Origin of the sequence: uncultured Acinetobacter sp. (assembly GCF_947626835.1) — a bacterium.
GTDB lineage: Bacteria > Pseudomonadota > Gammaproteobacteria > Pseudomonadales > Moraxellaceae > Acinetobacter.
The window spans coordinates 19732-41409 of record NZ_CANQTS010000010.1 but is presented as its reverse complement, the minus strand read 5'-3'; the positions used below and the strand labels follow the sequence as shown (position 1 = coordinate 41409).

The 21678-nt window shown below is 40.8% G+C and carries 22 protein-coding genes; 7 read left to right on the top strand and 15 right to left on the bottom strand.

Annotated elements, in window-relative coordinates; translation table 11 throughout:
* Positions 1–411: 411 nt before the first annotated feature.
* From purD to Q0Z55_RS06225, 6 genes are all read right to left on the bottom strand, one after another.
* Positions 412–1695: a phosphoribosylamine--glycine ligase gene (gene purD / locus Q0Z55_RS06250; protein ID WP_297425781.1), complete on the bottom strand. Its 1284-nt coding sequence runs from the start codon at positions 1693–1695 to the stop codon at positions 412–414.
* 127 nt (positions 1696–1822) lie between these two features.
* Complete coding sequence (gene purH, locus Q0Z55_RS06245) at positions 1823–3397, bottom strand: bifunctional phosphoribosylaminoimidazolecarboxamide formyltransferase/IMP cyclohydrolase (RefSeq protein ID WP_297425778.1); 1575 nt, start codon at positions 3395–3397, stop codon at positions 1823–1825.
* Positions 3398–3478: 81 nt separating this feature from the next.
* On the bottom strand, positions 3479–3748 hold the full coding sequence (fis, locus tag Q0Z55_RS06240; RefSeq protein ID WP_001086304.1) for a DNA-binding transcriptional regulator Fis: 270 nt from the start codon (positions 3746–3748) through the stop codon (positions 3479–3481).
* A gap of 400 nt (positions 3749–4148) precedes the next feature.
* A complete protein-coding gene (locus Q0Z55_RS06235; protein ID WP_297425772.1) occupies positions 4149–5012 on the bottom strand; it encodes a DUF3426 domain-containing protein in 864 nt (287 codons plus the stop codon).
* 20 nt (positions 5013–5032) lie between these two features.
* A complete protein-coding gene (gene prmA / locus Q0Z55_RS06230) occupies positions 5033–5932 on the bottom strand; it encodes a 50S ribosomal protein L11 methyltransferase (protein ID WP_297425769.1) in 900 nt (299 codons plus the stop codon).
* Between the two features lie 146 nt (positions 5933–6078).
* Positions 6079–6438: a hypothetical protein gene (locus tag Q0Z55_RS06225; RefSeq protein WP_297425766.1), complete on the bottom strand. Its 360-nt coding sequence runs from the start codon at positions 6436–6438 to the stop codon at positions 6079–6081.
* Positions 6439–6666: 228 nt separating this feature from the next.
* On the opposite strand from Q0Z55_RS06225, the gene mnmG reads away from it, so the two are divergent.
* Complete coding sequence (gene mnmG / locus Q0Z55_RS06220) at positions 6667–8547, top strand: tRNA uridine-5-carboxymethylaminomethyl(34) synthesis enzyme MnmG (protein ID WP_297425764.1); 1881 nt, start codon at positions 6667–6669, stop codon at positions 8545–8547.
* A gap of 399 nt (positions 8548–8946) precedes the next feature.
* Positions 8947–10152 carry a 3-(3-hydroxy-phenyl)propionate transporter MhpT gene (gene mhpT, locus Q0Z55_RS06215; RefSeq protein ID WP_297425761.1) on the top strand — a complete coding sequence of 402 codons (1206 nt, stop codon included), beginning with the start codon at positions 8947–8949 and terminating at the stop codon, positions 10150–10152.
* 309 nt (positions 10153–10461) lie between these two features.
* Here mhpT and Q0Z55_RS06210 read toward each other — a convergent pair whose 3' ends face one another.
* The gene (locus tag Q0Z55_RS06210; RefSeq protein ID WP_297425758.1) at positions 10462–11466 is read right to left on the bottom strand and encodes a WYL domain-containing protein; all 1005 of its coding nucleotides are present in this window, start codon (positions 11464–11466) and stop codon (positions 10462–10464) included.
* A 239-nt stretch (positions 11467–11705) separates the two neighbouring features.
* On the opposite strand from Q0Z55_RS06210, the gene Q0Z55_RS06205 reads away from it, so the two are divergent.
* The 5 genes from Q0Z55_RS06205 to Q0Z55_RS06185 are packed head-to-tail and all read left to right on the top strand — an operon-like array spanning position 11706 to position 15844.
* Entirely contained in the window at positions 11706–13247 is a 1542-nt protein-coding gene (locus Q0Z55_RS06205) for a circularly permuted type 2 ATP-grasp protein (protein WP_297425755.1), read from the top strand.
* A 27-nt stretch (positions 13248–13274) separates the two neighbouring features.
* A complete protein-coding gene (locus Q0Z55_RS06200; RefSeq protein ID WP_297425752.1) occupies positions 13275–13877 on the top strand; it encodes an alpha-E domain-containing protein in 603 nt (200 codons plus the stop codon).
* Positions 13874–14653, top strand: a complete 780-nt coding sequence (locus tag Q0Z55_RS06195; RefSeq protein WP_297425749.1) for a transglutaminase family protein — start codon at positions 13874–13876, stop codon at positions 14651–14653. Before Q0Z55_RS06200 ends, Q0Z55_RS06195 begins: the two co-directional genes overlap by 4 nt.
* 27 nt (positions 14654–14680) lie before the next feature.
* Complete coding sequence (locus Q0Z55_RS06190) at positions 14681–15415, top strand: proteasome-type protease (RefSeq protein ID WP_297425746.1); 735 nt, start codon at positions 14681–14683, stop codon at positions 15413–15415.
* Positions 15416–15418: 3 nt separating this feature from the next.
* On the top strand, positions 15419–15844 hold the full coding sequence (locus Q0Z55_RS06185; protein ID WP_297425743.1) for a BLUF domain-containing protein: 426 nt from the start codon (positions 15419–15421) through the stop codon (positions 15842–15844).
* 35 nt (positions 15845–15879) lie between these two features.
* Here Q0Z55_RS06185 and alr read toward each other — a convergent pair whose 3' ends face one another.
* The 8 genes from alr to cyoC all read right to left on the bottom strand — a co-directional run bounded on the left by alr (position 15880) and on the right by cyoC (position 21678).
* Positions 15880–16950: an alanine racemase gene (gene alr, locus Q0Z55_RS06180; protein WP_297425740.1), complete on the bottom strand. Its 1071-nt coding sequence runs from the start codon at positions 16948–16950 to the stop codon at positions 15880–15882.
* Positions 16951–16974: 24 nt separating this feature from the next.
* Positions 16975–18408, bottom strand: a complete 1434-nt coding sequence (gene dnaB, locus Q0Z55_RS06175; RefSeq protein WP_297425737.1) for a replicative DNA helicase — start codon at positions 18406–18408, stop codon at positions 16975–16977.
* 143 nt (positions 18409–18551) lie between these two features.
* Positions 18552–18998 (bottom strand): 50S ribosomal protein L9, encoded by a 447-nt coding sequence (gene rplI, locus Q0Z55_RS06170; RefSeq protein WP_297425734.1) that lies wholly within the window; start codon positions 18996–18998, stop codon positions 18552–18554.
* A gap of 9 nt (positions 18999–19007) precedes the next feature.
* Positions 19008–19235: a 30S ribosomal protein S18 gene (gene rpsR / locus Q0Z55_RS06165; protein WP_152874543.1), complete on the bottom strand. Its 228-nt coding sequence runs from the start codon at positions 19233–19235 to the stop codon at positions 19008–19010.
* Between the two features lie 12 nt (positions 19236–19247).
* The gene (rpsF, locus tag Q0Z55_RS06160; RefSeq protein WP_297425728.1) at positions 19248–19637 is read right to left on the bottom strand and encodes a 30S ribosomal protein S6; all 390 of its coding nucleotides are present in this window, start codon (positions 19635–19637) and stop codon (positions 19248–19250) included.
* Positions 19638–19830: 193 nt separating this feature from the next.
* Positions 19831–20715, bottom strand: a complete 885-nt coding sequence (cyoE, locus tag Q0Z55_RS06155; RefSeq protein WP_297425725.1) for a heme o synthase — start codon at positions 20713–20715, stop codon at positions 19831–19833.
* A 10-nt stretch (positions 20716–20725) separates the two neighbouring features.
* Positions 20726–21061 carry a cytochrome o ubiquinol oxidase subunit IV gene (gene cyoD, locus Q0Z55_RS06150; RefSeq protein ID WP_297425842.1) on the bottom strand — a complete coding sequence of 112 codons (336 nt, stop codon included), beginning with the start codon at positions 21059–21061 and terminating at the stop codon, positions 20726–20728.
* On the bottom strand, positions 21058–21678 hold the full coding sequence (cyoC, locus tag Q0Z55_RS06145) for a cytochrome o ubiquinol oxidase subunit III (RefSeq protein ID WP_297425723.1): 621 nt from the start codon (positions 21676–21678) through the stop codon (positions 21058–21060). The genes cyoD and cyoC overlap by 4 nt, the downstream gene beginning before the upstream one ends.

Sequence of the window (21678 nt, the reverse complement as noted above, 5' to 3'; positions counted from 1 at the left end):
ATAGGATTGTCGTAAAGTGGATGACTGTTGTTTAGATCGGCATGGGAGATGGTTATACAGAGCATAAACAGACAGTGATTTTTTGCATCATAGCAATAAAATAATATTCAATATAGTGCATAAGAATGCTATATTTAGCGGATAAAGTGCATAAGAATTATACAGTATAATGAAAAAATATGAACAAAAACAAGAGAATGATAAAAATTATTTTGTTAAAAAATAACCAAATATTATCAATGCATAAGTTATAAGATTTTATGCCATATTTATCATAAAAAAAGATATATGAGGAAACATATAAAACCCTTGTTTTTAAAGATTAAATTATAGCCTCAATCATTTAAACATCATCTGCTTTTTGAGGCATAAAAAAACCTGCCGCGATGGCAGGTTTTTTTAAATCATGCTTTACGCATTTTCACGCGCAATGGCACGGTAACCAATATCTTTACGATATTGCACACCATCAAAGGTGACTTTTTGGCAAAGCTCGAGCGCTTTGGCTTGTGCTTCACCAATGGTATCACCAAGTGCAGTCACGCAAAGTACACGACCGCCAGCAGTGACGATGTCGCCATTTTCATTGGCTTTTGTACCTGCATGGAAAACTTTAGCATCTGTCATTACAGTATCTAAACCGGAAATCACATCGCCATTGCTTGAAGTTTCAGGGTAGCCACGTGACGCAAGCACAATCCCTACAGTTTTACGCTCATCCCATTCAGCATGGCTTGGTAAATTGCCTGCAATACCTGCTTCAACCAATTCAACAAGGGATGATTTTAAACGCATCATGATCGGTTGAGTTTCAGGGTCACCAAAACGACAGTTAAACTCGATTACTTTAGGTTGACCCTGTTCGTCAATCATCAAACCTGCGTATAAGAAACCTGTATAAACATGACCGTCTTTTTTCATACCTTCAACGGTAGGACGCATCACTTCATTCATGGTTTTTTCAAATACATCAGCAGTCACTACAGGGGCAGGCGAGTAAGCACCCATACCGCCAGTGTTTGGCCCTTGGTCACCTTCAAAGATACGTTTGTGATCTTGTGAAGTTGCCATAGGTAAAATGTTGTCGCCATCAATCATACAAATGAAAGATGCTTCTTCACCTGCCAAGAACTCTTCAATGACAACGCGTGAACCTGCATCACCAAATTTGTTGCCTGCAAGCATGTCATCAATCGCATCAAACGCTTCTTGATTGGTCATCGCAACGATCACGCCTTTACCAGCAGCAAGACCATCAGCTTTGATCACGATCGGCGCACCATTTTTCTCAACAAATGCCTTAGCTGCATCGACTTCAGTAAATACATCATAAAAAGCAGTTGGAATGTTGTGGCGTTTTAAGAAATGCTTAGCAAATGCTTTAGAACCTTCTAATTGCGCTGCAAATTGGGTAGGGCCCCAAATTTTTACACCTGCTGCACGGCAAGCATCGACTACACCATTCACAAGTGGTGCTTCAGGTCCTACAATTACCAAGTCCACTGCATTGTTTTTAGCAAAGTCGATAATGGCAGGGTTATCTAAAATGTTAAGTGCAACATTTTCGCATTTGTTTTCAGTTGCTGTACCTGCATTGCCTGGTGCAACAAACACTTTTGAAACTTTTTCATCTTGAGCGATTTTCCATGCCAATGCATGTTCACGACCGCCATTACCTAAAACTAAAATATTCATCGGTTCATACTCCATGAATCGAAAAGCATAAAGTCCTCAGCCTGTAAGCAGGAGAGGACTTTAGGCAAGATTATAAATCTTGTGTATTAAGCAAAAAGTTGTGCTTAATCATGATAAGCGTGTCAACTTAGTGACGGAAATGACGCATGCCAGTGAAGACCATTGCAATACCTGCTTCATCAGCTGCTGCAATGGTTTCTTCATCACGCATAGAACCACCCGGTTGAATGATACATTTGATACCAGCTTTAGCAGCGTTATCAATACCATCACGGAATGGGAAGAATGCATCAGATGCCATCACTGCACCTTCAACCACGAGTCCTGCGTGTTCAGCTTTAATCGCAGCAATACGAGCAGAGTTGACACGGCTCATTTGACCTGCGCCTACACCAATGGTTTGACGGTTTTTAGCATACACAATCGCGTTAGATTTCACGTATTTTGCTACTTTCCAAGCAAAAATCATGTCATCAATTTCTTGTTCAGTTGGGGCACGTTTAGTCACCACTTTAAGATCATCTTTAGTAATCATACCTAAGTCTTGATCTTGTACTAATAAACCACCATTTACACGTTTGTAGTCTAATTGTGCAGCACGTTCGTCAATGGCAGGTAATTCGCCACATACAAGTACACGTACGTTTTTCTTCGCGCCTGTCACTTCTAATACGCCATCAGCAACGCTAGGAGCAATAATTACTTCAACAAATTGACGATCAACAATGGCTTGTGCAGTTGCAACGTCTAATTCACGGTTGAATGCAATGATGCCACCAAAAGCTGACTCAGGGTCAGTTGCATAAGCTAAATCATATGCAGCTTGAATACCGTCTAAAGACACTGCAACGCCACATGGGTTAGCATGTTTTACAATCACACAAGCAGGTTTAGCGAATGATTTAACACACTCTAAAGCTGCATCGGTATCTGCGATGTTGTTATAAGATAATTCTTTACCTTGTAACTGTTTAGCAGTAGAAACAGACGCTTCAGTTGCAGCAGGATCAACATAGAATGCAGCAGATTGGTGTGGGTTTTCACCGTAACGTAAATCTTGTGCTTTGTTGAGTTGCGTGTTGAAAGTACGGGCAAATTTGTCAGCTTGACCTTCTTCTTTACCAACACGAGCACCTAAGTAAGATGCGATCATGCCGTCATATTGTGCAGTGTGTTCAAATGCTTTTACTGCTAAGTCAAAACGAGTTGCATAAGATAAAGCACCTTCAGCTTTAAGCTCAGCCACAACACTTGCATAGTCAGTTGCATTTACAACGATACCCACTGATGCATGGTTTTTCGCCGCAGCGCGAACCATGGTTGGACCACCGATGTCGATGTTTTCAATTGCATCAGCAAGCGAGCAGTTTGGTTTTGCAACAGTTGCTGCAAATGGGTAAAGGTTGACCACAACTAAATCGATCGCATCAATGTTGTGTTCAGCCATCACAGCTTCATCTAGACCACGACGAGCTAAAATACCGCCATGAATTTTTGGATGTAGGGTTTTTACACGGCCGTCCATCATCTCTGGAAAACCTGTATGCTCTGAAACTTCAACTACAGCAATATTGTTATCTTTTAATAACTTATAAGTACCGCCAGTCGATAAAATTTCTACCCCTAGAGCAGCAAGGTCTTGTGCAAATTCGACAATACCAGTTTTGTCGGAAACAGAGATTAAAGCGCGTTTAATAGTCATGATCTTCGTCACAGTTTTCAAGGAACATAAAACAAAATAAGGCAAAAAAAATGCCTGCGTTCAACGCAAGCATCTTATCATTTATTCACTCATTAAACCGTGAGCTTTCAACTTTTTACGTAAAGTACCACGGTTAAGGCCTAGAATTTCAGCAGCGCGTGTTTGGTTACCGCGAGTGTATTCTAAAACAACAGAGAGAAGTGGCTTCTCCATTTCTGCTAGAACCATATCATACACTTGAGATGGTTGCTCGCCTTGCAATTGTGCAAAGTAATGGCGAACTGCGCGATCAACGTGGATACGTAACGCAACGTCTGATTGAGCAGTAAAAATAGGAGATTTGCTATTCATGCGAAGTAATCCGAAAAATAAATATCACCGGGATAAGGTGATATATAAATGTGGTCTAAAAATTAATTGAACCCCCCAGTTTTAGATCTTAAATCCAGAAAAGCTCTAAACTCTAAAACAGATAGGTTAGCTTGCCACAAGCATACGCTTTGGTTGTTTTTTGATCGTAACAAACCATGAATTTTTGTTACACACCAAAATAAAACAAAAAACCGGCTCATACGCTGTTATAGGAGATAAAGCGCAATATGAGCAGAAGTTGTTATTTGTTTTCAATCAAGCGAGGTGTTTGCAGCCGAAGCTGTAATGGCGCGTATAATACCATTGTCTAAGAAAAAGTGAGCAAGAAAACTGCATTTTTTTCATTTTTTTTTCATGTTTATGGGATTTTTTTTCAAGATTATGGGGCAACGATTTCTAAACGTGGGTTTTGTATTTGGTTTTTAGGTAAAGCCAGCCGAAAATTAAAGCCAAACGGTGTATTTGAGGGGATACGTTCAATGCCTTGGTATTTAGATTCAAGATAATCTTCAGGGAGATAAAGATATTCTACGCTGCCAGTGTCATTTTCAAAGCGTAAACGTAAATTGGGCAGCGGCATGCTTTTTGTATCTTGATTGAGCAAAATACCACTGAATATTTGCTGACCCTGTGCATGGGTTGTGATTTTGAACTGAGAGATATGGATATATTCATAACGTTGCTCAAAGCGCTGACAATCCATCAAATTGCAGGCAAAGACCAAACCATGATTTAAGCTGGGATAGCGTGCTACAAAATCAGGATTGAACCATAAGATTTGAAAGGCTAAAAAACCCACTAACACTAAATTAATACTGCTCCACAAAATATAGTAACCAAGGCTATGTTTTTCAGGCACATGCAGCTCTCGCTCTGAGAGTTTTAAACTAGGAAATTGATAGATGGGGTCGCTACTAAAATAATTTAAATTGTTTAAATAGGTGTGTAAGTCAATATTGGACTGTTCAATCTTACGATCAAAAATATCGAGCAAATGTTGCTGACTATAACTTCTGGCCAAAACATGATCACTGACTTCATGCTCATAGTCGTGGTGCAACAAAGCAGGCTCCGCCGCCTCGGGCAGATGTTGCGCTGTGCTGATTTCAACCAAATTCAATAAACCATTGAAGCTATGGCTACATTTTGGACAACAAACCATGCCCTGTGCAATGGTGAGCTGTGCAACAGAAACTTTATAGATTGTTGTACATTCAGGGCATTGGGTTTGCTTTTTATTCATAGCTGATAACTTAAAGTTTATTAAGGTTGGCGTTTACCCGAGATGCGACACCAGTATCCATCGCGTTTTTCGACCTCTAATATATCAAAAAATTCAGAATAAACACTAGAAACATCAGATACTTGCTCTTCAATTACACCTGCAAGTGCGAACTCTCCCTCAGATTTGACCAGTGTTGCGAACTGTGGCGCAAGCATCATTAAAGGACCGGCTAAAATGTTCGCGACAAACACATCAGCTTTTTGGTCTTTTAAGGTTTCATTGAACTCATCAGGTAAGCCTACATATAAGTTTTCAAGTACACCATTAAGCTCAGCATTTTGTTGTGTGGCCAAAACCGCTTGAGGGTCAATATCAGTGGCATAGACTTTTTTGGCGCCCAATAACAATGCTGCAACCGCTAAAATGCCTGAGCCGCACCCATAATCAATCACAATTTTGTCTTTAAGATCTGTTTTTGCTAACCATTGTAAGCATAAGAACGTTGATGCATGGTTGCCTGTACCAAAGGCCAAGCCCGGATCAAGTTTTAAATTTACCGCATTTTGATCGGGTGAGTTAAGCCATTCAGGCACAATCCAAAAATGATCGGCAATTTGAATCGGCTCATAGGCATCCATCCATGTACGTTCCCATTCTTGGTCTTCAATAAATTCATGCGTCAATGGGGCATCGGGTAATTGGGCTTTGGCAAAAGTCACAATCGAATCAACATCAATTTCTTCGTCATCTTCTTGGGCATAGATGCCTGTTACAATGACTTTATTCCAAAGTGGTGTCTCACCCGGCAGTGGTTCGAGTAAATCTTGATTTTCAGCATCATCTAAAGTCACGCTCAGCGCACCTAAAGATTCAAGTAAGGTTTCGGTAAAATCGACTTGCGCTTGATCAACTGTAATATGAATTTGTAACCACTTCACGGGCATCACCTACAACAAAAGGAAAGGCAATAGTGTAGCGTACCTCAAGCTGAAACCGTGAGTTTTAGCAACAATTGATTGTGCAACTCAACTAAGCTGATAAAAAATGCACGATCAATTGGTGATCGTGCATCTTCGGTGTGGAATTAACGATTGCCCGCAGCGGGACGTGGTGGGTTAAAACCTAAAGCACATTGACCTTTATAGGTGCGTCCGTCTAAGATAATGCTGGTGCTTTGAGGATTTGTGCGACAGACATTCAGTAACTCGGGTTCATCACCATAAATAACGGCATTTTTTTCTGAGCTGAAAAATTGTGGTTGGCAGCTGCCATTCCAAATAATGCCGCGATAAGCAAACTGCACCCAATCACCTTGTTGTTTGCCTTTACAGACCTTTTGAAAACCTTCTGGGTGATAGATGGCCGGTACTTTATCATTGGCAATCGCCATCATTGGACTCAATACACTTGCAAGTAAAGCGCTGATTAAAATTTTCTTATTCATAGTGAATACCCTTAGATTATTGTATATCCAACAACATGCATATTATTGTTGCTGTTGTTTGGCTTGATCTTTGATGAAAAAAATCAAATTTTACCTTAAACCAAATGAACTCAAAAACATACTGTGATTGTCATTTTTAACCAAAAAGAAAATCCACGAAAATGTCAACTTATAGACAAACTTTTGCTATAATCTTCGGTCTTATTTTTCAATCTCTCTATTACCACTATGCACTATCCTAAAGTTTATGATGTCATTGTTATCGGTGGCGGTCACGCAGGTACGGAAGCCGCACTTGCTGCAGCACGTATGGGTCGACAGACTTTGCTCTTAACTCATAACATTGAGACTTTGGGGCAGATGAGCTGTAACCCAGCCATTGGTGGTATTGGTAAATCACATTTAGTCCGTGAAATTGATGCTTTAGGCGGTGCCATGGCATTGGCTGCCGATAAAGGCGGTATTCAATTTCGTATTTTAAACTCACGTAAAGGTGCAGCAGTACGTGCCACACGTGCCCAAGCTGACCGTGTGCGCTTTAAAGCGGCGATTCGTGAAACCTTAGAAAATCAAGCCAATTTAGACATTTTCCAACAAGCGGCAGATGACTTAATTGTGGAAGGTGATACCGTTAAAGGCGTGATCACGCAAATGGGTGTGCGCTTTGATGCCAAAACTGTTGTGCTTACAACAGGTACATTCTTAGGTGGTGTGATTCACATCGGTTTAGAAAAATCGAGCGGTGGTCGTGCCGGTGATCCACCTTCAATTTCATTGGCTGCACGTTTACGTGAATTGAATTTACCTGTCGGTCGTTTAAAAACAGGTACACCGCCACGTATTGATGCACGTTCTGTAGATTTTTCTGTGATGACAGCGCAGCCGGGTGATTTCCCATCGCCAACCATGTCATTTATGGGTGATGCGTCTATGCACCCTGAACAAGTGAATTGCTACATTACTCATACCAATGAAAAAACCCATGACATTATTCGTGGTGGTTTAGACCGCTCGCCAATGTACACAGGCGTGATTGAAGGGGTAGGTCCACGTTACTGCCCATCAATTGAAGATAAAATTCATAAATTTGCTGATAAAGATTCACATCAAGTGTTTTTAGAGCCTGAAGGTCTAGATACACATGAACTTTATCCAAATGGTATTTCAACCTCATTGCCATTTGATGTGCAGTTTGAATTGGTGCGCTCAATCCGTGGTATGGAAAATGCACACATCTTGCGTCCGGGTTATGCGATTGAATATGATTACTTTAACCCACAAGCGTTAAAGTTCTCACTTGAAACCAAAGCCATTAATAACTTGTATTTTGCCGGTCAAATTAACGGTACCACAGGTTATGAAGAAGCCGGTGCACAAGGTTTATTGGCAGGTCTAAATGCGGCACGCCGTGCATGGGATCAAGAACAATGGACACCAAAACGTGATGAAGCCTATATGGGTGTATTGGTTGATGATTTAATCACGCTTGGTACTAAAGAACCCTATCGTATGTTTACCTCACGTGCCGAATACCGCTTAATGCTGCGTGAAGACAACGCCGATCAACGCTTAACCGCGATTGGTCGTGAGTTAGGTTTGGTGGATGACGCGCGTTGGGCAGCATATAGCCAGAAGATGGAAGCTGTAGAGAGTGAAAAAGGTCGTTTGCAACATCTTTGGGCTGCACCCAACAATGCTTTAGGTAAAAAGTTTGTTGAACTCACAGGCGATGATTTATCTAAAGAAACCAATGCGATTGATTTGCTCAAACGTCCAAATATTAATTTTGCACAAATTGCTGAAATTACAGATTCTGAAGTTTCTGCATTTGTCGGTGAGCAAATTGAAATTGCGGTGAAATATGCCGGTTATATTAACCGTCAGCAAGAAGACGTGGCGCAAATGAAGCGTTTGGAAGAAACCAAAATTCCTGCGGATTTTGATTATGACATCGTGTCAGGTTTATCACGTGAAATTACATTAAAGTTAAAAGATGTTCGTCCTGAAACACTTGCACAAGCAGGTCGTATTCCGGGTGTGACACCTGCGGCAGTGCAATTGGTGATGATTACGATTCGTAAAAATAACCAAGCTAAAAAATCCGCATAATATTTTAGCTAATAAAGAACCCGCCAAGTGCGGGTTTTTTTATGTATTTCTTGAGTATGTCTATGATCTACATAAAATAATCAAACCCATTAATTTATAATAAAGAGAATAATTTTTTATCGTTAGGCTGATAAATTTAATTTAGGTTTAGCTTAAATTACTTTTAATGATGATGCGATCGTTAAAAACTTTCAAATATATAAATCTATGTTTTTTAAGTATTAATTAAATAATTAAGACGTAATAGTTATTTTTATTCAATGTTTTAACTATAAAAGAATGAAGTTTGCTAGGTTTTTGCTTTATATTTGTCCGACTATTGTCGTGCTAGGTATCTGAGCGCGACTCGCTCAAAATGCCCCACTACACGAATGCACTGTGAAAAACGGAGAATCATTTATGGCGCACAGTACCACAAGCAAGAAACAAAAAATCTTGATCGTATTTTTATGTTTCTGGGTTGCATTCTTTGAAGGCTTTGATTTACAAGCACCAGGGATTGCTGCACAAGGAATTGCAGCAAGCTATGCTTTAGACCAAGTACAAATGGGCTATGTGTTTAGCTTAGGTGTATTTGGGATGTTGTTTGGGGCATTTTTTGGCGGACGCGTGGCCGATTATTTAGGTCAAAAGAAAGTTCTGATGCTTTCCATCGGGATTTTTGGCGTGTTTATGGCATTAACTGCAATTGCACCCAATCTAGAGATTTTATACCTTGCGCGCTTTTTAACAGGCTTAGGTTTAGGTGCTGCGATGCCGACCATGATTTCAGTGGTGGGGGATGAAGCAACCGAAGAAAACCGCGGTAAACTCAATAGCTTAATGTACTGTGGTCTACCTGTAGGTGCAATTTTCGTGGCTGGTTTAGCAATGCTGGTCACCGACATTAAATGGCAAACGCTGTTTTTAATTGGTGGTTTAACCCCATTATTGCTGATTCCATTTATGGCCGTGATTTTAAAAGACAAGCCACGTGTGGTTAAACAAGCCAGCAATGAAGATGTACCGGGTATGGCAGAGGTCTTGTTTAAACAACAGCAATATAAAAATACCTTACCGCTGTGGGTTGGCTTCTTTTTTACCTTAATGATCAACTACATTTTAATTAGTTGGTTGCCAAACTTACTTATGCAACAAGGCCTAGAAAAACAACAAGCCTTTTTAGTGATGTTGGTGTTCCAAGTCGGTGCAGTAATTGGTACTTTAGGATTGGGTTATTTACTTGACCGTTTAAAACTTTGGCAAATGGCGGTGATTATTTACAGTGGTTTATTTATCGCACTGTCACTGTTATTTACCACAACCGCTGTGCCAGTCTTAATTTTAGCAGGTGTGATGGGGGGTATTTTCTCTACAGGTGGTCAATCTATTCTGTATGGTATCTCTCCGATTTTCTATTCGGGTTCAGGCAAAGTTACTGGCGTTGGAACTGCAATTTCACTGGGGCGTTTAGGCGCAATGACAGGTCCATTGTTAACAGGTAAGATTTTAGCACTTGGTTTAGGCACTACCGGTATTTTAATGGCAAGCTTACCTGCTGTGGTGGTATCGGCTGTAGCAGTCACTGCATTGTCGCGTTATAAAGCCAAGCAAGATTCAAGATAACCCATGTACAAAAGAAGGCAGCGTAGGCTGCCTTTTTTGTGCCCTGTATTATGCCCCATATGAGACAGTTATGAATTGAAAAGCCTACTTGCTCCACCTTAGCGCTACAGATGATGATGAGTTGTTCTTATTATATGAAAGTTAAATCGCTGTTTTTTAAAATATGAATACCTAGCATAAGTTTTAAAACAAAGCATCACTGATAAGATAAAAACATGGCATACAGTTTGCTTTAATCCAAGAAAAAAACTTAAAAAACTCATAATCATAAAAAATAGGCATCCCAAAGTCTGGGATGCCTTGTTTATTTTAAGCATCTACTTCATGTTCATATACGGCATCAGCGACTATTTGCGGTTCAATCTGCAAAATTTTGCGCCCAAAACCACGTAGCCACCATACCAATTGCGAGGTAAAAGGCACCGTAGCACGTACTTGATATAAGTTATCCGTGAATTGCTCAATGACTTGATCGCGACTTAAGGCACTTTCTTCAAAAAAATGCACGGTTTTGGCATTCATGGTCAATTTTAGTTCAATGTTTTCTGTGGCTTTTTGATAGTCCACGCGAAACCCCAAAGCCCCCGATTCGATATACTCATCTAAATGAAAATCATTTTGGTGCATGGCACGACTCTCGAGCACTCTTGCTGCCTTAAAACGGTGCAAAGCAAAGGTCTGAATGGCATTTTTATCGTGGCGGGTGCAAATGAGGTAAATCACCGCGCCTTTTTGTACCAAAGCGAGCGGATTTAAGACATAGGTTTTCTCTTCGCCTGAAATACGGCTTTGATATTCGCATTCAAGCTGTTTGTCTTGTAATAAAGCTTCATAAATCGCTTGTTGTGCTGCTTGATCGACCATGGGTGGAATCAAAGGTTGACTGGAGGGCACAATGCGCACTCTATTCATCCATTGTTTGACATGATTTTGGTCGGGTAGGCTACGACGTGCTGCATCAAACCAAGGATTCATTTCGGCCACTAAGCTGGGTGGTAGTAAATGTTTAAGGTGTTCTTCTACCATCATAAAGGTGACCGCTTGAGAACTGGTCATATGCGGTAAGCTCTGAATAGGTGCATCATGACACCAACGCCAACCTTGTGGCACAGTTTTATTGCTCTCTATGGGGAAGCGTTGTGCAATTTGATTCAGGTCACGCTGGATAGTACGCAGACTGGTTTCAATGCCTTCACGTTGTAATTGTTGCTGCAACTCACGCGTACCAATCCATTTGCCTGTAGACAGACGCGCTAAAATTTGCCATTGGCGATATAAGCTGTTGGAGGTTTCTTTTTCTGTATGACCTGTCATATCAATATCAGTGTGCAGTCAGTTGAATAGGCATTGTAAGGCGTGCAAGTGTAAAAATTGAAGTGTTTTCATGTGTCTTCAAATATAAATTTTGTCGTGTAATCACTTGGTATAAAACACCATTGCGAAGGTATGAGGTGATGCTTTATTATACAGTAGCATATCATGCTCTATGATCATGGCACTGATTTTGCTTACATATACAATAATACATAACAAATAGATAAAAGAGGGTAAGCATGTTGAAAGAAACTAAGCACAATGCTCGCGCAGCTGTGCAGGCGACCGAGCAGCTACAACCAAAAACAGTCGAAGAGGCAAAGCGTGTCCCTGCGCAAGCGCATTATCTATTTCAACAGCTCAAATCTGAGTTTTTTAATGAATTAAGAGATGAAAAAAGCATCTCAGGTGAGACCTGCGCCAACATTGAGCAATGGTTAGCACAACATGACCTCAGCAAGCTCAATGCACTCAATGAAGCAGCCAAACAGCATTTTTTATACGAAGGAATTACCTTTACGGTCTATGGTGAAGACGAAGGGATTGAACGTACTATCCCATTTGATGTGATTCCACGTGTAATTGCCAAGCAGCAATGGAATAAGATTGCACTGGGTTCAGCACAACGTGTGCGTGCCTTGAACTTATTTTTACATGATATTTATCATGATCAAGAAATTTTAAAAGCCGGTATTGTGCCTGCACAACAAGTTTTAACCCATGAAGCGTATTTGCCACAAATGTTGGGTCATCACTTAAAAGGTGGTATTTATGGTCAAATTAGCGGCATAGATATTATTCGTGACCGTGAAGGCGAGTTTTACGTTTTAGAAGATAATTTACGTACTCCATCGGGTGTATCGTATATGTTAGAAAGCCGTAAAATCAGCCAAAAGCTAATGCCAGATTTGTGCCAAAGCAACCATGTATTGGCCATAGAGCAATATCCACAATTGTTAAAACAGATTTTGGCAGAAAGTGCTTATGTCGACAATCCATTTATTGTGGTACTCACACCAGGACGTTTTAACAGTGCTTATTATGAACACTCGTTCTTGGCACGTGAAATGGATGTGCCTTTAGTCTCAGCGCGTGATTTATTTGTCGAAAATGACAAAGTCTATGTACGTACCTTACGTGGTCGCCAACAGGTCGATGTGATCTATCGCCGTGTCGATGATGCCTTTTTAGATCCACTGTGCTTTAAAGCAGACAGTACTTTAGGGGTTGCGGGTTTAATGTCGGCTTATTTGGCGCATAATGTGGTGATCAGTAATGCACCAGGCACAGGGGTCGCTGATGATAAATCAATTTATCCTTATGTGGATAAAATGATTGAATATTACCTCAATGAAAAACCGATGTTAAAAAATGTGCCAACCTATCAATGCCGTGAACACAATGCTTTAGAGTATGTACTTGAAAACCTAGAAAAACTAGTGGTTAAAGAAGCACAAGGTTCGGGCGGTTATGGCATGTTAATTGGTCCGCAAGCGTCTCAAAAAGAGATTGAACTTTTCCGTAAAAAGTTATTGGCCACACCACATGCTTATATTGCACAGCCAACCTTAGATTTATCGGTGTGCCCAACCTTAACCCATGACGGTATGGCAGAGCGTCACATTGATTTACGCCCCTTTGTATTAAGTTCACCGTTACGCACCGAGATTGTACCGGGTGGTTTAACACGTGTGGCGATGCAAGCCGGTTCATTGGTGGTGAACTCATCACAAGGTGGTGGAATTAAAGATACATGGGTTGTGGACACACGCCGTAATTAATTTAAAACAATAACAAAGAGACAACAGATGATTTTATTGAGCAGTAATGCACAGCAAATTTTTTGGTTAGCACGTTATTTAACCCGAGTGCAATATTTGTGCAGCCAATTTCCGTTTCAAGCCGATGATACGGCCAAAAAATATGCCAATGCTTTTGCCTTAGGTGAACATGATGCCGCATCTTTAAACACATTGGTACAAGATCCTCACCACTTTGCTTCTTTTGCCCAGCAATTTAGTTGTGCCAAAGACAATATTCAGGATTTACGTGGAGTGTTGTCCGCGAAAAGCTATGCAGAACTTAATCAACTGATTAAAAATGCCAGTGAAAATAGCCTTGATATTTGCGACGTGGTGTCGGAGTGCCATGAAATTTTAGAAGCAGAAGCACAAGACATCTTCTTATTTTTTATGTTGGGTCAATATGTTGAACAGCTTGATCGACAACTACGCTTAAAACAAGATACACAAGTCACATTAAATCAACTTGATCAAGTGATTGATTTACTGACTCAATTGGGGTGGTCAGGTGTGAAAGCGGCATGGCAACAATTGCATATTTTGCCGAATAGCATCAATTTTTATCATTTTAGTGACCATATCCAACATTTATTTGAGGTTGATGTATGAAATTGATGATTAATCATCAAACGCATTACCACTATAGCGATCCTGTACACAGCAGTATCCAATATATTCGTATGTCACCCAGCAACAGTGTTCATCAAAAGGTACATTATTGGGATGTGAGTGTACCCGGACAGCGTCAAGTCAAAAAAGATGCTTTCGCCAATATATGGATCACCAGTGCACAACGCTTTAGTTATCAGCATATGTCTATCATGGCACAAGGAACCATTGAGATTGAGCCAGATACTCAAGCCATGCCTATGGATCATATGCATCCGACTATTTTTTTGCAGCCGACCTTAGCTACCCAGTGTAGTAAAGAGATGTTGGAATTTGCACATCGTTATGTCAAACAGCCCTCACGTCAATGTTTAATTCATTTGGCTGGTGCGATTTTAGATTATATGCCGTACTTGCCTGCTACTACATCGGTCAATACGTCAGCGGCACAGGCTTTTGCCCATCGGCAGGGGGTATGCCAAGATCATAGTCATGTGTTTATTGCCATGTGTAAAGCTTTAGGTTTACCAGCGCGTTATGTGTCGGGCTATTTGTATGTGCCCAATTCATCGCATTTAGCCAGCCATGCTTGGGCAGAAGTGTTTTTAAATCAAGCTTGGTATAGTTTTGATATTAGTAATCAAATTTTTACCCCTGCATCACACATTTATGTTGCGGTGGGTCGCGATTATTGGGATGTAGCACCTGTGCGTGGCGTACGTCAGCAAGGGGGCATAGAAAATATGCATTCGATTGTGCAAGTTTTGGCTTGCTAGTATAAACAGATCATCACAGGAGGATGTATGACCTATTGTTGTGCGCTACGTTTAAAACAAGGACTTATTTTTATCAGCGATACCCGTACCAATGCGGGTGTAGATCATATTTCGGTATTTCGCAAGCTTTATACCTTTGGCATAGAAGGCGAGCGTTTTATTGCAATTCAAGCTGCAGGGAATCTAGCCACAACACAAGCGGTAATTGGACATTTAAAAAATCAGTTGGCGCTTGGGCAAGAACCCAATTTAAACAGTGTGAATACTATGTTTGAAGCTGCCGAGTTGGTTGGAAATTTGGTCAAAAAAGTCATTCATAATGTTGCACCTGAACCTGAAGATCAAAGCACGTATTACTGTAGTTTATTGCTTGGTGGACAAATTGGTAACCAAGAAATGCAACTGTATAATATTTACCCACAAGGTAATTTTATTTGTGCCACCAAAGACACGCCATTTTTTCAGATTGGCGAAAGTAAATATGGTAAACCAATTTTAGATCGGGCTTTAAGTTACGATATGCCTTTAGATCAAGCCTTGCGCTGTAGTTTGATTTCTTTTGATTCCACCTTACGTTCTAATGTGTCTGTAGGTTTGCCACTGGATTGTTTTGTGTATCAAATTGATAGTTTACATATCCCGATTGGTAAACGTATTTATGAAGAAGACCCTTACTTTGCCAACATTAGTAAACAATGGTCAGAAACCTTAAGAAAAGGCTTACATGAATTGCCTACCCCAACTGCTGATTATTTGGAATAAAGCATGCAAACCCTGTGTTATATCAGTCATGCTACTTTTGAGATGCCTATGCAGATGCAGCATCTCAGCGACATTTTAACCGAATCGCGTCAATTTAACGCACGACATGATATTCACGGGGTATTATATTTTGCCGACGGGCAGTTTTTGCAATGCTTAGAAGGGCAGACTGAAGATGTAGAGCAATTGGTGCAGCGCATTCGCCGTGACCCCAGACATCAAAATATCAATGTGATTTTTCAACAACCGATAACACAAGCGCTGTTTGCAGGTTGGTCAATGAAATTTATTTCGCGTCAGCACCCGATTAAGCAATTTTTTCACAGCCAGCATTATGGTCAATTTTGTCCAGATCAATTAAGTTCAGAGCAACTGCAAGATTTGTTGAGCTTGATGTATCAGTTGGATGGGGATGATTTGGTGGCCTAAAAAAAAGAACCTTTAAGGTTCTTTTTTTTGAATGTTTAAACGGCTTGGCGTTTGGGGCGATTGCTTAAACGACAGAGCAGCTCATAGCCAATCGTACCATTGGCACTTGCAACATCGTCTACTAAACGGGTCGGTCCCCAAAGTTCTACTTCTGTACCCAAATCAACTTTGACATCGGTGACATCAATGGCAATCATATCCATGGCTACCCGTCCAACCACAGCGACAAATTGACCATCAATTACAACGCTATTGGGCGCAACAAATGCACGTGGATAACCGTCACCATAACCAATCGAGACAATGGCTAACTGCATGGCTTGTTCAGCTACAAAAGTTGAACCATAACCGACCGATTCGCCTGCTTGAATACTATTAAGCGCAATAATTTCGGCAGTAAAGCGCATAACAGGCTTTAAATCTAGGTCATGCACATCGCGATCTGCAAAGGGGCTTGCACCGTAGAGCATAATCCCCGGACGCACATAGTCAAAATGTAGCTCAGGATATTTATAAATCGCCGCCGAATTACAGCATGAGGCTAAGATCGGTGCACAGTCGTGTTTAATCTCTAAAAATTGAGCAATTTGCACATCGTTTAAGGTATGCTCAGCATCGGCATTGGCAAAATGCATGGCAAGCACACAAGTAAACCCAAGTGCTTGTAACTGCTTGATAATGGCTTTAATCTCAGTGATTTTAAAACCTAGACGGTTCATCCCACTGTTAAGTTTTACCCAAACTTTGAGGTTTTTGGCGATATAGGCATCTTGATGAGTAATCAGCCAATCAACTTGTTGCTGATGATGCACCACAAGCTCAAGATTGTGTGCCAATACAATTGGCATTTCATCGCGGCTAAATACACCTTCAATCAAAGTAATCGGTTGCTCAAAGCCCAACTCACGAATTTCTAAAGCTTCTTGCAGGCAGGCTACCCCAAAGGCATCGGTTTGCTTCAAGGCGTCTAGGCAGTCGTTAATCCCATGTCCGTAGGCATTGGCTTTGACCATACTCACCACTTTGGCCTGTGGTGCCAGTTGTTTGACACGGTTTAAGTTATATTGCAGCGCTTGACGATCAATATAGACGGTTGCTTGGCGCACCTGAAGTTACTCCTTAGGGGTTAATTATTCTTCATCATTATATTGGCTATAATATTCTGGTGAGAGGTTACTAAAACGTGTGTAATGACCTTCAAAAGCTAAGCGTACTGTACCAATTGGACCATTACGTTGCTTACCAATAATAATCTCGGCTGTTCCTGCTTCTTTTGATTCTTTATTGTAGACTTCATCACGGTAAATAAACATGATCAAGTCGGCATCTTGCTCAATAGCACCCGATTCACGTAAATCTGACATCACCGGACGTTTGTTGGGACGATTCTCTAAGGCACGGTTAAGCTGTGATAAAGCAATCACCGGACACATCATCTCTTTGGCTAAGGCTTTTAAGCTACGAGAAATCTCTGAGATCTCACCCACACGGTTATCCCCCATACCTGGCACTTTCATAAGCTGAAGGTAATCGACCATGATACAACCGAGTTTACCGCCATGTTGTTTGGCAATACGACGCGCACGCGAACGTAACTCAGTTGGTGGTAGGGCAGAGGAGTCATCAATATACAAATGCTTTTCTTGGAGTTGTAAAATAGTGCCTGTGACTTTTGACCATTCATCACCATCGAGTTTACCAGCACGTAAATGCCCTTGATGAACTTTACCATACGATGAAATCAAACGCATGGCAATGGAGTCGGCAGGCATCTCCATCGAAAACACTAAAGCCGGTAAATCACAATTAAACAGCACACTTTCTACCAAGTTCATGGCAAAGGTAGTTTTACCCATCGATGGACGTGCCGCGACAATAATTAAATCACCGGCTTGCATACCTGAGGTTTTATTGTCTAACTCCACAAAACCTGTGGTTAAACCGGTAATGTTGCCATCGAGCTGTGATAATTCATTGAGCTTATCAAATACATCGGCGACAACTGAGGTAATCGCTTTAGGGCCTTGTGCGCGTGCATTATTATTGTGTTGTTCGGCAATAGAGAAAATATTGGTTTCAGCCAAATCTAAAATTTCAGACACACTACGACCTTTGGTGTCATAGGCATTTTGTAAAATTTCAGTGCTGACTTTAATCATATTGCGTAAGGTGGCAAATTCTTTGATTTTGCCTGCATAGGTTTCTAAGTTATAAAAACTCGACGGCGAATCGGCCATCAATTGCATTAAATACTCTTCGCCACCGACCACATCAATAAGATTTTGTTTAATCAGCCAATCATTCACTAACACAGCATCATAAGGTGAACTGTCTTTAGCCAGTTGATGAATGGCACGGAAGATGTATTTATGCCGTGTCGCATAGAAGTCTTCCTCAACTAAAATGTCACTCACTTGTTCAAAAGATTCGGCCACAGTCATTAAAGCAGCCAAAACGGCTTGCTCAATCGCAAGGTTGTGTGGCGGGGTACGAAACTCTTTGAGTTGTTCTGGTTTTTTTTCAGAAGCTACATTGAGTACAGGAGCGGCGTTCGCCTGAGACATAAAAAACCCTATAAGAAGCTGGTGCAAAACAAACGGCAAGAACCGATATTAACAAAAATCAAAGTGGACGAGAGCGCATTTTTTGAAATTTTACAGATAAAAAAAAGAGCATGCCAAAGCATGCCCTTTTTTGTGGTGAGAAATTACTCTGCTACGATAGTAACAAGAACTTCTGCAACAACATCATGGTGCAATTGGATTGCGATGTTGAATTCACCAGTATTGCGAAGCGCACCGTTAGGTAAACGAACTTCAGCGCGGTCTACAGTAAGACCAGCATTCGTTAACGCATCAGCGATATCACGCGTACCGATTGAACCGAATAATTTACCTTCGTCACCCGCTTTCGCAGTGATTACGATATTTACTTCGTTCAATTGGTCAGCACGTGCTTGAGCAGCAGCTAAAATATCAGCTTCAGCTTTTTCAAGTTCAGCACGACGAGCTTCAAAAGCAGCTGTATTGGTTTCAGTTGCAGCAACAGCCTTACCTTGTGGGATAAGGAAGTTACGGCCGTAACCTGCTTTAACAGATACTTTATCGCCTAGCTTACCTAGGTTTTTAATGCGTTGTAATAAAATAATATCCACAGCTCAACCTCACTTATGATTGTCAGTGTAAGGGATCAACGATAAGTAGCGAGCTTGTTTGATCGCAAGCGCTAATTGACGTTGGTAACGAGCTTTAGTACCTGTAATACGGCTAGGAACAATTTTGCCGTTTTCAGTGATGTACTGTTTTAACGTATCGATATCTTTGTAGTCGATATACACAACTTTTTCTGCTGTAAAGCGGCAGAACTTGCGACGACGGTAAAAACGTGCCATTGAATGTTCTCCTTATGCTTCAGCAGAGTCTTGGTTAACTTGTTGTGCTTCTTCACGTTGAGCTTTACGCGCACGTTTTTCTTCAGCACTCTTAGCCAATAAAGACTCTTCAGTAATTGCGTTTTCACGACGAATGATAAGGCTACGAAGGATTGCATCGTTGTAACGGAACAATTCTTCTAATTCATCAAGCGTAGTTTGATTACATTCAACGTTCATTAAAATGTAATGTGCTTTGTGAATTTTGTTAATTGGGTAAGCCAATTGACGACGGCCCCAATCTTCTAAACGGTGAATTTGACCTTCAGCGTCTTTGATGTGAGTTAGGTAACGTTCTACCATACCCACTACTTGATCGCTTTGATCAGGATGTACTAAAAGTACGATTTCGTAGTGACGCATTGTCAGCTCCTTACGGATTATACAGCCGCTAACGCAATTGTTAGTGGCAAGGAGTCACAACCGAAGTTGTGCGAGGCTGCAATTCTAGAGCTTTTGGCTTAAAAAGACAAGCGAAGAAAGGGAAGAAAAAGAGATTGCTGTTTTTATCAGCAATAAAGGCAAGATCTTTTAAAAGATAGCATGCAACTATCTTTTAAAAGAATACCGTATTGAAAGATGGTGCTGTAGAGGTGACGCTAAACAATAGGCTAATCACAGTAATTAAAATCACTGAAAATAAAAAAAAGCGTTTTGCCCACAGCGTGTCTTGTTCAGGCTTTGTTTTAAAGCCAAGCACTGCAATATATAGCCAATAAATACATAAAGCATTTAAGACAATGGCGTAAATCCAATTGGCATAGCCATAGATAAACAGACCATTCATTGCCAGTGTGAATAAAACCACATAAATCAAAGATTCAATTTTCGTGCGTAAAATACTACGCGCCACAGGTAAAATCGGAATACCTGCGTTTTTATAGTCGTCAAAACGGTAAATTGCAATCGCCCAAGAGTGGGGCATTTGCCAAAGTGCATAGCCTAGAAAAATCAGCAAAGCAGCTAAGTCAAATTGATTGGCAACCGCCGTATAGCCGATCACCGGAGGACTTGCTCCAGAGATACTACCCACCACTGTTTGATGAATGGTTGTGCGTTTGGTCCATAAGCTATAAAAGCCGACATAAAACACATAACCAATCAAAGCAAAAAGAAAAGCGTAAGCGTTGACCCAAAACCAAAGCAGGCTAAATCCAATGACACCTAAAACCAATGCATACACAAGGGCGACAGGCACCGAAACAGATTTTTTAACCATGGCACGATTTTGTGTACGTTGCATTTTATGGTCGATGTCTTGATCAATGACATTGTTGACCACACAACCAGAAGCAACGACGAGGGTAGTCCCAAGTAGGGTCAGCAGAAGGAGAAGGAAATCTACAGAACCTTGAGCGGCTACAAAGTAGCCGCCCAAAGTGGTAACGAAGTTACCAAAGAGAATTCCTGGTTTTGTCAGGAATAAATACTTTTTCAGCATGACAACCAGTTTAGATCATCATGTTGTAGTGTAAGTAGTTCATAATCCATACAGAACCGATGAGTAATACAGCGATACATAAAATGGTATAAACAAATGCAATCACGTTCCAGCGTTGTTCAGACGATGAGTTCATGTGTAGGAAGTACACCAATTGAACAAGAATCTGCGCAACAGCAGTAATCGCGATAACAGCAACCACTAAACCACGTTGAGTTTCTTGCATACCTGCCATGACCATACCGAATGGAATTACGGTAAGTAATACAGAAAGAATGAAACCAATCGTATATTGTTTAACGTTGCCGTGAGAAGCACCAGCTGCGTTATGATCGTGACTCATTATAGAACTCCCATCAAGTAAACGACGCTGAATACACAGATCCAAACGATGTCAAGGAAGTGCCAGAACAAGCTTAGGCAAGCAAGACGACGCAAATTGATTAATGTCAAACCATTTTTCTTGATTTGATACATCAATACCAGCATCCATACTAAACCTGAAGTTACGTGAATACCGTGCGTACCAACTAAAGTAAAGAACGCAGATAAGAACGCACTTACGCTTGGACCGTGACCTGCATGAACTAAATGGTTAAATTCATAAAGTTCCATGCAAATGAAGATAGCACCAAATACCCAAGTGATACCTAACCATGTTAATACTTTTGCAACGTCTTTTTTATATGCAGCAAGGACTGCAAAACCAAAGGTTACAGAAGAGATTAACAGTGCAAAAGTTTCAGTTAATACAAAACCTAAAGAATCTGCAAACAGATCTTTTGCACTTGGTGTACCCACAGGAATATGGCTACTTAATACAGCGAACGCAATGAAGAGTGTACCAAAAAGTACAAGGTCACTCATCAAATATGTCCAAAAACCAAAGACCGTGATGTCAGTATCATCGTGGTGATGATGCTCATCATGTCCGTGGTTGTCGTGATGAAGTACGTCAGCCAT